A 13,869-nucleotide genomic window follows, 5' to 3' on the forward strand; every position below is an offset into this window, starting at 1 on the left:
CGAGAAGTACAGGTACTATAAACAAACGAAAAACGCACTGCCGAAGCAGCGCGTTTTCCTAAGACTCCTTTGAAACCGACGCGCCTGGACGCCGGATCTCCTAGTTCTCGGAGATGCGGCCGTCGGTGTAGGCAGTGTAACCGCTTGATGCCGCGAGATATTCGGCAACGACATCGGCCAGATCCGGTCCGAAGTCGTAAGCGTTCATGCCGGCAGATGCGAAGATCTTGTATCCGTCGCCGCCGCCACGCATGTAGTTGTTGGACACGACACCGTAGACTTTCTCGGCATCGATCGGCGCCCAGGCGCCGTTTTCCATGACTTCCACGTTGCTGACGCGCTCACCGGCTGGCTTCGACTTCGAGAAGGAGAACTTCAGACCTGCAACCTGCGGAAACCGCCCGCCGCCTTCTTCGACCTGAGAAACACCGTTCTCGAGTGCAGCAATGACGTCCGCCCCCTTGAGCTGGAAGGTCGAGAGCGTGTTCTGGAATGGCAGAACAGTCAGGACCTCACCCATGGTGACTTCACCGGCGTCGATCGATGCACGCAGGCCGCCGCCGTTCTGGATCGCAATCTGGATACCCTGATCCTTTACGCGGGCAAGCATTGCATCGGCAACAAGATTGCCCATCTGGCACTCGGCGGCACGACAGGTACCCCGGTCGCCATCAATAGCGTCAGTGGACTGGGCAACGACCTTCTGACGGATCTCTTCAAGCGGCTCTGCCATCTGCTTGATACGCGCCTTGAGGTCCGCGTTCTCGGCAATGGCGCCGTCGACGATGATCGGTTCGCCGACCGCTTCGGTCACGACACCGTTGTCATCGAAGGTGACATTCAGTTCGCCAAGGAACTTGCCGTAGGCATAGGCCTGCACGATTGCGGTCTTGTTGCCATCCGGCGCGTCAACCCAGGTCGGATACGGTCCCTTTGCCTTGTCCGACGTGTTGGACAAGTAGGTGTTGGAGTGACCGCCGACAATCACGTCGATGCCCGAGACCTTCGAGGCGAGATCCATGTCGACGCCGTATCCGGAATGGCTCAGCACGATGATCTTGTTGATGCCTTCAGCCTCGTATTTCGCAACTTCCGCCTTCACCGCGGCGACCGGATCGGAGAAGCTGATGTTCGGCCCCGGGCTGGACAGTTCATGCGTGTCTGCGGGTGTCAGGCCGATAAGTGCAATCTTCTCACCGCCGCGCTCGATCACGACGGAGGGCTTGAGCACATCTGCCAGCTGCGGCTCCTTGGAGACATCCGCATTCGAAAGCAGGATCGGGAAGCCGACCGCGTCCATGAAGCCGCGCAGGACTTCCGGACCGTCGTCGAACTCGTGGTTGCCGACGGTCATCGCGTCGTAGCCGAGCTGGTTCATCATCTCGGCGGCAGCCTTGCCCTTGTAATAGGTGTAGAAGAGCGAGCCCTGGAACTGATCACCGCCATCGACGAGAATTGCGTTGTTGAACGCTGCCTTGCGCTCCTTGACGATCGTGTCGAGGCGCGCAGAACCGCCGAAACACTTGCCTTCCGCGTTGTCTTCTTCGCTGCAGCCGGAATCGTACTTGTTGATCGGCTCGATACGGCTGTGGAAGTCGTTGGTGTGCAGAATGGTAATCGAATAGTCGGCCAGTGCCGCGCCGGACAGCGCGGTTCCCATGGCCAGCGCCGTCGCGCCAAACAGGAACTTCTTCATCAGTGCCTCGCCTTTGATGCCGGAACGACCGGTTCCGTCTTCGCCCCACCGAATAAGCACATGCGTGCTACGGTTTTTCGTCATTCCAAGAGACGACGCGGCACGGGTCGGACACTTTCGTCACTCGCCGTCTTTCCCGCGCGGACCTTGCCTGACGGTTGTTGCGGAAGCCATTATGACAGTGGAATTTTTTTCATCACAAGCGAAATTTTTTAAATTACTGCATAAACGAGTGGCAGCCGCGCACTCACTCTGCATGAATTGCGCGCGGATGAATTTCCCCACTTTGACTGTGATGAGGCCCTGACCATCAATGCCTCAGATGCGATGGCAACACCGACGACGTTTGAAGCGGCAGCAGGTGGAATCCGGCTACTCGTGATAGCTGTCGCCGTCGGGGTCTTCGATGTCATCGGTTTCGACGACCGGGATCGAATAGCTCTCTGAAAGCCAACGGTTCAGATCGACCTTGGCGCAACGCTCACTGCAGAAGGGGTAGTCCGCCTCTGTGGACAGCTTTGAACAGATGGGACAGGGACGCATAGGGCGTTTGCCGGTCATGTCGGCCTCACTTGTCGATATAGCGCCGTAGCAAGATCAGTTGTCGGCGCGCGCCCAGTTGGCATGCACCGGATAGCCGGCCGCGGACAATAGAGCCACCGTCTCGCTCAAGGGCAGACCGACCACGTTGGGATAGGACCCGACCAGCTTCACGACAAAGCTTCCGGCAAGCCCCTGGATGGCATAGCCTCCGGCCTTTCCCCGCCATTCGCCAGAGGCGATGTAATCGTCGATATCGCGCCGGGTCAGACGCTTGAAGCGAACCCGGGTTTCGACCACCTTCGAGCGCACCCTGCCGTCTGCCGAAACCACTGCGACACCGGTAAACACCCGATGGCCACGGCCCGACAGGAGTGACAGGCAAGCGACCGCCTGGTCCGTCATTTCCGCCTTTGGCAGGCAGCGCCGCCCTACGGCAACGACGGTGTCGGCAGCGATCACGATTGCATCGGTCAGGTCTTCGGACGCCGTGACCAGATCACGAACGGCTGCGGCCTTCGACTTCGCCAGGCGCAAAGCCAGCGATCTTGGCGTTTCCAGCTTGTTGGGAGTTTCGTCCACATCTGCCGGCATCAGGTGATCGGGATCGATCCCGATCTGCTGAAGCAGGGCAAGACGACGCGGTGACGCGGATGCGAGGATCAGTTTGGGAGCCATCGTCATGCCAACCGTGCTCTGCCTGGCCACCTTGCGCCGAAGCCGTATTACTTGAAGCGGTAGGTGATCCGACCCTTGGTCAGATCGTAAGGGGTCATTTCGACCAAAACCTTGTCACCTGCGAGAACACGAATGCGGTTCTTGCGCATGCGCCCTGCAGTGTGGGCAATGATTTCGTGGTCGTTTTCAAGTTTCACGCGGAATGTCGCGTTCGGCAGCAGTTCCGTGACGACGCCCGGAAACTCCAGAGCTTCTTCCTTGGCCATATGGTATCCTGATTAAGGCGTTCAGATGAGCGGCGAACCTAACGGATCACGACACGAAAGTGAACCGTTGTTTGACAGTGATTTCAAACAATCCTGCAACCAATGCAAACGGCGGTATTTCACCGCGCGAAATCGGCGCGCCGGCGGTCTACCCGCTGGGCGGAGCATTCCAGCCGAGGCGCTTCTTTATCCGCATCAAGAGCTGGTCGCGAATACCTCGATAGGCATCCATGATCTGGTCTCGGCTTCCCGTCGCCAGCGTCGGATCCATGGTCGGCCAATATTCGACATCGACCGCCTCGGTGCGTGTCAGCTCGAGTGCCTTGTGGTGCGCTTCGGGCGCAAGGGTGACCACCAGATCAAAACCGGATTCCTGCAGATCCTCGAAGGTCTTTGGCTGATGCTTGCTGGTGTCCATTCCGATTTCGGCCATGACCGCATCGACGAAGGGGTCCGGCTCGCCCTGACGAACGCCGCAGGAGCGGACATAGATCTGGTTAGGGAAAAGACTTCGCGCGATCGCAGCGGCCATGGGAGACCGTACCGCGTTCATACCGCAGGCAAACAATACCGCAGTCGGACGTGCGCCCGGCCCGGTCATTCACCCTATCCTTTCCAATGCAGCGCGTAGACCAGCGTAAAGAGCCGACGCGCCGTTTGCATGTCGACCTCGATCTTGCCTTCCAGACGCTCCATCAGGATAGAGGATCCCTCGTTGTGTACACCACGACGCCCCATGTCGATCGCCTCGATCTGGCTCGGCGTGGCGTGACGGATCGCCTCGTAATAGCTTTCGCAGATAAGGTCGTAGTCCTTTACAATCTTGCGCAGCGGGGTAAGCGAAAGGACGTGGGTCACGACCGTCTCGCCGTTTTCCAGAAGGATCTGAAAGACGAGTTTCTTTTCGACAACCGAGAGGCGCAACACGTATTGACCGGCAGGATGTCCGACCGGCTGGAACCTGTTTTCCTCGATCAGGTCATAGATCGCGACTGCCCGGTCATGCTCGACATCCGGTGTCGAGCGGGCAATGGACGCCTCATCGAGAACCACGTCGACAAGTCGGCTCACGCTCATGTCCCTGTCCTCGACTTCACCCATGCGCCCTGCCCCGATGATTACAGATTAAGTCGTATGGCAACCGAGCGCGCATGACCAGCCAAACCTTCGGCCTCCCCGAGAGCAATTGCCGCCGGCCCGATCTGGCGCAGGTTATCTGCGTTGCATTTGAGGATCGACGTGCGCTTGACGAAGTCCAGTACCGAAAGCCCTGAGGAAAAACGTGCCGAACGTGCCGTCGGCAGGACATGGTTCGAACCGCCGACATAGTCGCCGACCGCTTCCGGCGTATAGCGCCCCAGGAAGACTGCGCCGGCATTGCGGACCTTTTCCAGCATCGCCTCTGGATCGGCAACAGCCAGCTCCAGATGCTCCGCAGCAATACGATTGACCAGCGGCATTGCCCCGTCCAGGTCCTCGACAACGATCACGGCACCGAAATCGCGCCAGCTGGCACCGGCGATCTCTGCTTTAGGCAAGGTCTTGAGCTGGGCCTCGACCGCTTTCTCCACCGCACCTGCAAGCTCGTCGCTATCCGTGATCAGGATCGACTGGGCCACCGCATCGTGTTCGGCTTGGGCAAGGAGATCGGCCGCCAGCCAGTCGGGATCGTTTTCTGCGTCGGCGACGACCAGCACTTCTGACGGGCCAGCGATCATGTCGATCCCGACCGTACCGAAGACACGGCGCTTTGCGGCCGCCACGAAGGCATTTCCAGGCCCGACGATCTTGCTGACCGGAGCAATCGTTTCAGTGCCGTAGGCCAGCGCCGCGACGGCCTGCGCACCGCCGATCTTGTAGATTTCGGATACGCCAGCCAGATGCGCGGCGGCAAGAACCTGCGGGTTCAACTTGCCTTCCGGGCTCGGCACGACCATTGCGATGCGTTCGACACCGGCAACCTTGGCCGGAACCGCATTCATCAGGACCGAGCTCGGGTAGGACGCCAAGCCACCGGGCACATAGAGACCGACCGCTTCCACAGCAGTCCAGCGCGAGCCGAGTTCGACGCCGATCGGGTCGGTGTAGCGGTCATCCTTCGGCATCTGCCGGGCATGATGGGATTCGATGCGATCGCGCGCGAGCTTCAGGGCATCCAGCGTCTTTTGCGGAACCTGTTCCATGGCCGCAGCGATTTCTGCTTCGGTGACGCGCAGCTCAGCCATCGAGGCAACATGCAGCCGGTCGAACCTGGCGGTATATTCCAGAACAGCCGCATCGCCGCGCTTTTGCACATCAGACAGAATATCACGGACGATCACGTCGACATCTTCGGAGACCTCGCGCTTTCCGGACAGCAATGCCTGGAACCGCGCTTCGAAATCCGCATCATTCATCGACAGACGTATGGCCACGCCTTAACTCCTCAACTTCGGATGGCGGCCGTGCCGCCGAGCGCCTTCAATCCAGATCGTGGGACGGCAGGTTCGGTGTGCCCCAGGCAGCACCGAGATCGGCCAGCTGCACTTCGATGCAGTCGACTTCGAGAACGAGCGCGCCGCCACCAGCGAAATCCAGCCTGATCCGGCCGGCAGGCGCAACGTCTTCCTCGAAAGTCACTGCCAGCAAAGACAGAACCGCCCCCTTGGCATCCTGCGTGATGCCTACGGACTTCATGGCGCGCACCTGGGAAACGGCAAGTGCGGCACGCCGACGCTCGTGCTGGCGCGTGCGCTTGTCTGCCAGCTTGTCCCAGACGAACCGGTTCATGGCGAAAACCGCCTTCTGCTCCTTCGGCAGATAGCGGATATCACCCACTGTCAGCACGGCATCCTGCACATGGGCCGAGACAACCTGAAGATCCTCGGCATCCAGAGCTGCAAGTTTCAACTGATCCATCGTGAAAGAATTTTCCCTGTTCGGCAGGCCGGTCGCAGGCGGGAAGCAGGCAAAAATGCGACCCGCGCTTGTTGACCTAACGACTTATCCGGCTTTTGACAATCCGCCAAAGGTGAATTCCGGGATCGACAGCGCTGCGAGAACCTAGCCGGAAATCCGTTCGATCTGGGCGCCGCAGCGGGTCAGCTTGTCTTCCAGGCGCTCGAAACCGCGGTCCAGATGATAGACGCGGCTTACCATCGTCTCACCCTGAGCCGCCAGACCGGCGATCACCAGCGACACGGAAGCGCGCAAGTCGGTCGCCATGACCGGTGCCCCGCGCAGGGTCGAGACGCCATCCACAATGGCGGTGCGCCCATCGATATGGATCTGCGCACCAAGACGCGCCAGCTCCTGCACGTGCATGAAACGGTTCTCGAAAATCGTCTCCGTAATGCGGCTCTGTCCCCCGGCCTTTGTCATCAGAGCCATGAACTGGGCCTGAAGATCGGTCGGGAAGCCCGGAAACGGTTCGGTCGTGATATCGACCGGCTGAATGCCGTTGCCATTCCGGTACACCCGGAGACCTTCCGGCGTCTCGGTAATGTCGGCACCAGTCTGACGCAGCACGCCAAGTGCGCTTTCCAGAAGATCCGCCTTGGCGCCATGAAGCAGGACGTCGCCGCCGGTCATCGCAACGGCCATGGCATAGGTGCCTGTCTCGATGCGGTCTGCCACAACGGCATGATGGGCACCGTGCAGACGCTTGACGCCCTGGATCCGGATCGTCGGCGTTCCAGCCCCCTCGATCCGGGCACCCATCGCAATCAGGCAATTGGCAAGGTCGACGACTTCCGGCTCGCACGCGGCATTGACGATTTCCGTTTCGCCTTCTGCAAGGGTGGCAGCCATCATGATGGTGTGGGTGGCGCCGACCGAAACCTTCGGAAATTCGACCCGGTTGCCCTTGAGCCCACCCGGCGCCCTGACGACCACATAGCCGCCCTCGATTTCGATATTCGCTCCAAGCGCCGTCAGGCCGTCGATGAAGAAATCCACCGGGCGCGTTCCGATCGCGCAGCCGCCGGGGAGCGACACGCGGGCCTCATGCATGCGCGCGACGAGCGGGCCGATGACCCAGAAACTGGCGCGCATCTTGGAGACCAGCTCATAGGGCGCTGTCGTGTCGACGATCTCGCGTGCCGTCAGGTTCAACGTCTGGCCTTCCAGATCGTCCTGGCCGCTGCGCTTGCCGTTGACCGAATAGTCGACGCCATGATTGGAGAGAATCTGTGTCAGCTGAGCCACGTCGCGAAGGCGCGGCACGTTGGAGAGTGTCAGGGTCTCGTCGGTCAGCAGCGATGCGATCATCAACGGCAGGGCTGCGTTTTTCGCGCCCGAGATCGGAATGATGCCGTTGAGCTGGTTGCCCCCGACGACCTTGATGCTATCCATGAAACCCACCCTGACGGTCGACATGGCCGCGCCGATCACATCCCCGGATCATCATCGCACGGCAATCTTCACAAAATCCAAGCCTCGCCATCTACACTCTAGATGTGGCCCATGCAAGGCAGCAGCCCGGCATCACTTGGGCATTTCAGTCCCGCGCCCCCCCTTGCTCTTGCAAAAGGCAGACTGTCACTCGCCAGCCTTGCGCGCCTTGGCAGCGCTCTTGCGCCGGCGAAGATTGGCCCTGAGCGCCTCTGCAAGCCGCTCTTCCTTCGCCCTGCGCCCGTCGTCCGGCTTGGAAACCCGCGCCTGGCGCGCTCCATCAGGCTCATTTGGCCCCTCATCTGGATCCTTGTCGCTCATGGAAACCCTCAAACCTGCTTTTCTGACTCCAGCACCGCCCTTTGCTTTATGACTTGCGGGGAACAATGACAACAGGACGAAATCCGGTTGCGGATACAGTTCAAAGCCGGGAACGCCACAGACTCCCCTACCCTGCTCGGCGTCACCTTTCCACAGCCGGAGCGGATGATTACAGCGACGCTCAAAAGGGCGGAATTGCAAGAGCAGCAAGGCCACTTGTGCCCCACATGCGCAGGCATGAACGGACGTGAAAAATCAGTTTTGAAAAAACAGCAACTTGCCGCTTGCGTGCTCCGGCCAACTATGGCAAAAGCGCCGCATTCCGGTTGGCACCGCCGCCGGAGACACGGCGTCTCGCCGGAAGAAGATCGCTCCTTATGAAGGATCGAACGGTTGCAAGACAACCCGCTTCCGCGCCGCAGACTTCGCCAAGCGCTGCCGTAGCTCAGGGGTAGAGCACTCCCTTGGTAAGGGAGAGGTCGAGAGTTCAAATCTCTCCGGCAGCACCATTTCACAATCATTAGACACTCCCATTCTCATGAAACCGCCGCGTCGGCCCGATGCTTTGTGCCCGTTTGGGCGCAAGTGTATCTGGTGATGGTGCGGCAAGGACCTCTCCTCCCAGGCACGCAAAGTCAGCTCCTGAGTGGCGATTAACCACAGAGTCAGCCTGCACGCATATTTCTTGACTATTTAATTCATGTTTTATAGTGCCTGAGATCTACCTTCCACCATCTAAGGCGCGGCGGCGCAGAGCTTCGATCCGAAACTGCCTCATGAGTTTTCATCCAAAGATGACGAGCCACGTCCACGGCGTGAAGCCCCTGCAGGAGCTCAGCTGGCGCGCATGGCCTGGTGTGCTTGCAGATGTGTGGAACGTGGAGTGCGCCGCAGGTGCCCACGGCAACTATGTCTCCAGGGCGCCACGGCTGTTCGTGCTGCTCGAAACCGATGACCGCGCCTCCATCGAGCTGACAGTCGACCCCGGATCCGGGGACCGAGTGCTGGTTGGACCTGACAATCCGATGTGCTTCATTCCCGCCGGCGTTCCGCTCTGGTCGACCATGGCACGCAAGGGCCGCCTGCGGCATCTCGATCTTCATCTTGATGTCGATGTCTTGAGCGACCGCTTTAAGGATCGGCTAGACCTGTCGGCCCTTCAGGAACCGCAACTGACATTCCAGGATGAGCGCGTGATGATGCTCGCCCGGCTGCTCGCCCTTGAATGCACCTCGCCCAGCGCCCTCGATGAACTTTATGCCGATAGCCTCGTGACCGCGATGCTGACCGTTCTGGGCAATGTTGTCCGCATGCCGAAGCTCGAAAACAGCGGCCTTTCACCAAGGGCCCTGAAACGGGTGCTCGCCCATATCGACGCCAATTGCACCCGCAATATTTCCCTGCAGGAACTTGCCGATCTCGCCGGCCTGTCACCTTCCTATTTTTCGCAGGCCTTCAAGAAGTCCGTCGGCATGCCGCCGCACCGATGGCAGATGAGCCGGCGGGTGGAGACCGTGAAATCGCTTCTGGAGGCAGGCGCGACCAGTCTCCCGGACGCCGCCATTGCCGCCGGTTTTTCGGACCAGTCGCATCTGACCCGTGTGTTCAGGCAGTTCGAGGGCACGACGCCAGCCGCCTGGCAGCGGCGCAGGGACACTTGAACGCAGGCCTCCTGAGCAAACCGGGTGGGCGTGCTGCAAGCGGAAGCCCCAAATCGACCAACGTTTCGTTCAATTGAGCGAAAGATCAGACAATCCCGAGAAAAATACCTGAGATATTGACTCCAATTAATTACTTCGCCGCAAGGTCTTCTCCCGGATCCCAGCGACGACCGTCATATCTCACGAGGAAAACAAGATGAAACGGGGCGTTCTCCACGCCGGCCTTCTTGCCGGCACAGCCATGACATTGGTGTTCGTAACCAGCGCGCTCGCCGAGGAAGCTGCTGACGCGACCAGACTAGAGAAAATCGCGGTCCAGGGCGCGGCGCAGTCGGACAGTCCGACCGGAGCGGTCGACGGGTTCGTTGCCGGAACGACCTATACGGGCGCCAAGACGGCAACTCCGATCACCGAGGTTCCGCAGGCGATTTCCGTCGTCGGCACGAAGGAATTGAGCGTCCGCGGCGCTACCAAGACCGATGAAGCCATGCGCTATACAGCCGGCGTCTTCTCCCAGCCCTACGGCTCGGACAGCGACACCGACTGGTTCTATATTCGCGGCTTCAACGCGACGCAGACCGGGGTCTACCTTGATGGCATGCCGCTGTTTGCCAACGGCTACGGCTCCACGCTCGTTGATCCTTTCACGCTTGAACGCATCGAGGTGCTCAAGGGTGCCGCATCCGTTCTTTATGGCGGCTCCAATCCCGGTGGTCTTGCGAACTATGTTTCCAAGGTTGCCAATGGCGAGCGTATCCGCTTCGTGGAAACCGGTGTCAGCACCAACGCAAACGGTACCGGCTTCCTCGCCTTCGACATTGGTGATGCAATCAACGACAAATACGCCTATCGCGTCACGGGCCGCCTTGAGGGAAGCCGCGAAGACGATGGCTTCGATCCGGGCTTCAAGGGCGTCATCTCGCCCAGCCTGCGCGTCGATCTGACGGATTCGACCCGTTTGACCCTTCTGGCCAATTACACGGCGGTTGACGAGACCCATATCCCGGGGACCTGGCTTCCCTACGAGGGGACAGTTGTCGACGCTCCTTTCGGCCGGATTGATCCCGACTTCAACGCAAGCGAACCGGCGTACGATTATTACACCCGCACCCAGGCCTATTTCGGCTACGAATTCGAGCATGCCTTCGACAACGACTGGACGCTTCGCCACAAGGCCCGTTATGCCCATGTGAATGTCGGTGAACAGCAGGTTCTGGGATACGGAAGCTACGCAAGTACCGGAGTGCTGAACCGTGGCGCGTTCAAGGAGCGCACAAGTGCGGACACTTTCGTCGCCGACACCAGTCTGACAGGTACCTTGCGTACAGGCGCCTTCGAACATGAGCTGCTTGCGGGAACCGATTACAGGTTCTATCGCAACGCCTCGGCCAGCGCCTTTGGTACAGCAGGCACGATCAATGTAGTCAATCCGGTTTACGGAGCCACGACGCCAAGCGCGACACTGGGCGCGGACAAGGTTCTGACCCAGCAGCAGCTCGGGTTCTATGCACAGGACCAGATCCGCTTCGGTGACGGATGGATAACCACCCTCAACGCACGATATGACCGGGTGTGGTCTGAAAACGGGTCGGACAGCGGCTCCGACGGTGCCCTCTCCGGCCGCGCCGGACTTGCCTATGGCTTCGACTTCGGCCTGACCCCTTACGCCAGCATCGCGACCTTCTTCAACCCGGTGATCGGAACAGTCTCCGGAGGCAAGTTTGCCGAGCCGGAAACAGGTACCCAGTATGAAGTCGGGTTGAAGTACCAGCCCAATTTCGTCAATGCCCTGTTCACCGTGGCCCTGTTTGACCTCACCCGCCAGAACGTCACGACCACCCACCCGACCACGAGCGTTGTTTCGCAGACCGGCGAAGTTCGCTCGCGCGGCTTCGAACTGGAAGCAAAGGGCGAAGTGCTGGACAATCTGACGGCGACCGCAGCATTCACTGCATACAACCTCGAGATCACCAAGGATGCAGACAGCTCGCTGATCGGCAAGCGTCCGAAAATCGCCCCGGAAATGCAAGCGTCCTTCTGGCTGGAATATGCCTTTGACGATGCCGTCTTCGCAGGTTCCCTTGAAGGTCTCTCCATCGGCGGCGGTGTTCGCCATGTCGGCGAGACCTACGCCGAGAACGCCAATACCAACAAGGTCAAATCCTCAACGCTGTTCGACGCGCATGTGGGCTACGCCAAGGACAACTGGGGCCTGGACCTCAATGTGAACAACCTCCTCGACACCACCTACGTGGCGGGCTGTGATACCCAGTACTATTGCTACTACGGCGAAGGCCGCACTGTTATGTTGCGGGCTCACGCCACCTGGTAGGTCTTCAAGAACCTGCCGTATCAACGCTGCCAGGCGTAACGGTTCACTCGCAGGGGCGGAGCAAAAAGCTCTGCCCTTGTCGTTGTTTCAATGCGTCCTTCCAGGAAAGCGTTTGCGGCAACGCTGCATTGACACGTCCGGTACACGCGACCAGCATAGAATATTGTCTAAAAGCTTTTGACCACCGCAGCCCTCCGACACCCCACAGAACCTCTCCTGCCGGTAGCAGGCAAGATAGCACCATGCCATTCCTGATCGGATAGCCCGTCGATGTTACGCCGTTTCGCCACCTACTATGCGCCCTATCGCGGGTTGTTCCTGCTCGACTTCGGCTGCGCCATACTCGCAGGCCTTCTTGAGCTTGCCTTTCCGATGGCGGTGAAACTGTTCGTCGACGACCTGCTGCCAACGCAGAGCTGGAGCCTCATAATCCTTGCCGCCGTTGCCCTTCTGGCAATGTATTTCGCGAATACCGCACTGACCGCCGTTGTCGTCTACTGGGGGCACATGCTCGGGATCAATATCGAGACCGATATGCGGCGCAAAGCGTTCGAGCACCTGCAGAAGCTTTCCTTCAGCTTTTTCGACAACCAGAAGACAGGTCACCTGATCGCGCGCGTCACCAAGGACCTGGAGGAGATCGGCGAGGTTGCCCATCACGGGCCCGAGGATCTCTTCATCGCGGTGATGACCTTCCTCGGGGCCTTCGCGCTGATGATGATGGTCAATGTGGAACTGGCTCTCATCACGGCCGTCATCGTACCGATCGTCGCCTGGGTCACGAGCCGTTACGGCGGACGGATGACGCAGAACTGGCGGGCGCTCTACGGCCGCGTCGGAGACTTCAACGTCCGTATCGAGGAAAATGTCGGCGGAATGCGCGTCGTTCAGGCCTTCGCCAACGAAGACCATGAGCGCGGCCTGTTCGCAAAGGACAACGCAAGCTACCGGCAGACCAAGCTTGAGGCCTACAAGATCATGGCAGCCTCCACATCCCTCAGCTACATGAGCATGCGGCTTGTCCAGCTCGTCGTGATGCTTGCGGGCAGCTACATGGTTCTGAACCAGGACCTGAGCTATGGCGGTTTTGTCGGTTTCCTGCTGCTCGTCACGGTTTTCTTTCGCCCGGTGGAAAAGATCAACGCGGTGATCGAGACATATCCAAAGGGCATCGCCGGCTTCCGTCGTTACAGCGACCTTCTTGCCACAGAGCCGGATGTCAAGGATGCGCCAAGTGCTCGTGGCGTGCAGACCTTGCGAGGAGAGATCCGGTATGAAGGCGTCGGGTTCGGCTACTCAAAGGACCGGCCCATTCTCGAGAATGTCAGTCTCGAGATCCCGGCCGGTGCGACCATCGCCTTTGTCGGACCCTCCGGGGCCGGGAAGACGACGCTGTGCTCGCTCCTGCCACGCTTTTATGACGTCACGGGCGGGCGGATCACGATTGACGGCATCGACATTCGCGACATGACACTCGCCTCGCTGCGCCGCCATATCGGAATTGTCCAACAGGATGTCTTTCTTTTCGGCGGGACGCTGCGCGAGAACGTTGCCTATGGCCGCATTGGCGCCAGCGATGAAGAGATCCTGGAGGCGATCCGCCGGGCACGGCTCGACACCGTGGTCTCTGCCCTGCCCGAGGGGCTCGACACGGTTATCGGCGAGCGCGGCGTCAAGCTATCAGGCGGCCAAAAGCAGCGCCTTGCAATCGCGCGCATCTTTCTGAAAGATCCGCCGATCCTCATTCTGGACGAGGCGACATCTGCGCTCGATACACAGACCGAGCGCGAGATCCAGTGCTCGCTTGAAGCCCTGTCGCGGGAGCGCACAACGCTCGTCATCGCACACCGGCTCGCAACGATCCGCAAGGCCGATCGGATCGTGGTCATAGACGAAAAGGGCATCGCGGAAGAAGGAACCCATGAAGACCTTCTGAAGGCCGGGTCCAGGTACCGGCGCATGCATGAAGTGCAGTTTGCCGACGAGCTGTCAGCCTGAGCGATC

At 59.8% G+C, this 13,869-nt stretch carries 13 protein-coding genes and 1 tRNA gene; 4 read left to right on the plus strand and 10 right to left on the minus strand.

The annotated features are described in order from the left end of the window. Window positions 1-100: 100 nt before the first annotated feature. The 10 genes from ACN0SY_RS05040 to ACN0SY_RS05085 form a co-directional block, all read right to left on the minus strand. Window positions 101-1,696: a bifunctional metallophosphatase/5'-nucleotidase gene (locus ACN0SY_RS05040; RefSeq protein ID WP_417685018.1), complete on the minus strand. Its 1,596-nt coding sequence runs from the start codon at window positions 1,694-1,696 to the stop codon at window positions 101-103. Between the two features lie 372 nt (window positions 1,697-2,068). Beyond that, window positions 2,069-2,257: a DNA gyrase inhibitor YacG gene (yacG, locus tag ACN0SY_RS05045; RefSeq protein WP_417685020.1), complete on the minus strand. Its 189-nt coding sequence runs from the start codon at window positions 2,255-2,257 to the stop codon at window positions 2,069-2,071. Window positions 2,258-2,293: 36 nt separating this feature from the next. Beyond that, window positions 2,294-2,920 (minus strand): Maf-like protein, encoded by a 627-nt coding sequence (locus tag ACN0SY_RS05050; protein ID WP_417685022.1) that lies wholly within the window; start codon window positions 2,918-2,920, stop codon window positions 2,294-2,296. A 41-nt stretch (window positions 2,921-2,961) separates the two neighbouring features. Continuing rightward, window positions 2,962-3,180 (minus strand): translation initiation factor IF-1, encoded by a 219-nt coding sequence (gene infA / locus ACN0SY_RS05055; RefSeq protein WP_006939340.1) that lies wholly within the window; start codon window positions 3,178-3,180, stop codon window positions 2,962-2,964. A 148-nt stretch (window positions 3,181-3,328) separates the two neighbouring features. Further along, a complete protein-coding gene (locus ACN0SY_RS05060; RefSeq protein ID WP_417685024.1) occupies window positions 3,329-3,781 on the minus strand; it encodes a low molecular weight phosphatase family protein in 453 nt (150 codons plus the stop codon). Window positions 3,782-3,786: 5 nt separating this feature from the next. Beyond that, window positions 3,787-4,257 carry a UPF0262 family protein gene (locus tag ACN0SY_RS05065; protein ID WP_417685025.1) on the minus strand — a complete coding sequence of 157 codons (471 nt, stop codon included), beginning with the start codon at window positions 4,255-4,257 and terminating at the stop codon, window positions 3,787-3,789. A 41-nt stretch (window positions 4,258-4,298) separates the two neighbouring features. After that, a complete protein-coding gene (gene hisD, locus ACN0SY_RS05070; RefSeq protein WP_417685027.1) occupies window positions 4,299-5,594 on the minus strand; it encodes a histidinol dehydrogenase in 1,296 nt (431 codons plus the stop codon). 46 nt (window positions 5,595-5,640) lie between these two features. Further along, complete coding sequence (locus tag ACN0SY_RS05075; protein ID WP_417685029.1) at window positions 5,641-6,078, minus strand: DUF2948 family protein; 438 nt, start codon at window positions 6,076-6,078, stop codon at window positions 5,641-5,643. Window positions 6,079-6,222: 144 nt separating this feature from the next. After that, entirely contained in the window at window positions 6,223-7,512 is a 1,290-nt protein-coding gene (gene murA / locus ACN0SY_RS05080) for a UDP-N-acetylglucosamine 1-carboxyvinyltransferase (protein ID WP_417685030.1), read from the minus strand. Window positions 7,513-7,698: 186 nt separating this feature from the next. Then, complete coding sequence (locus ACN0SY_RS05085; protein WP_417685032.1) at window positions 7,699-7,872, minus strand: hypothetical protein; 174 nt, start codon at window positions 7,870-7,872, stop codon at window positions 7,699-7,701. Between the two features lie 434 nt (window positions 7,873-8,306). Here ACN0SY_RS05085 and ACN0SY_RS05090 point away from each other — a divergent pair. The 4 genes from ACN0SY_RS05090 (at window position 8,307) to ACN0SY_RS05105 (ending at window position 13,863) form a co-directional block, all read left to right on the plus strand. Beyond that, window positions 8,307-8,381, plus strand: a tRNA-Thr gene (locus ACN0SY_RS05090). Between the two features lie 267 nt (window positions 8,382-8,648). Further along, the gene (locus tag ACN0SY_RS05095; RefSeq protein WP_417685034.1) at window positions 8,649-9,533 is read left to right on the plus strand and encodes a helix-turn-helix domain-containing protein; all 885 of its coding nucleotides are present in this window, start codon (window positions 8,649-8,651) and stop codon (window positions 9,531-9,533) included. Between the two features lie 196 nt (window positions 9,534-9,729). Further along, window positions 9,730-11,865 carry a TonB-dependent siderophore receptor gene (locus ACN0SY_RS05100; RefSeq protein ID WP_417685036.1) on the plus strand — a complete coding sequence of 712 codons (2,136 nt, stop codon included), beginning with the start codon at window positions 9,730-9,732 and terminating at the stop codon, window positions 11,863-11,865. A gap of 270 nt (window positions 11,866-12,135) precedes the next feature. Continuing rightward, complete coding sequence (locus tag ACN0SY_RS05105) at window positions 12,136-13,863, plus strand: ABC transporter ATP-binding protein (RefSeq protein WP_417685037.1); 1,728 nt, start codon at window positions 12,136-12,138, stop codon at window positions 13,861-13,863. Window positions 13,864-13,869: the final 6 nt, after the last annotated feature.

Source organism: Roseibium sp., assembly GCF_048261595.1.
Taxonomy (GTDB): Bacteria; Pseudomonadota; Alphaproteobacteria; order Rhizobiales; family Stappiaceae; genus Roseibium.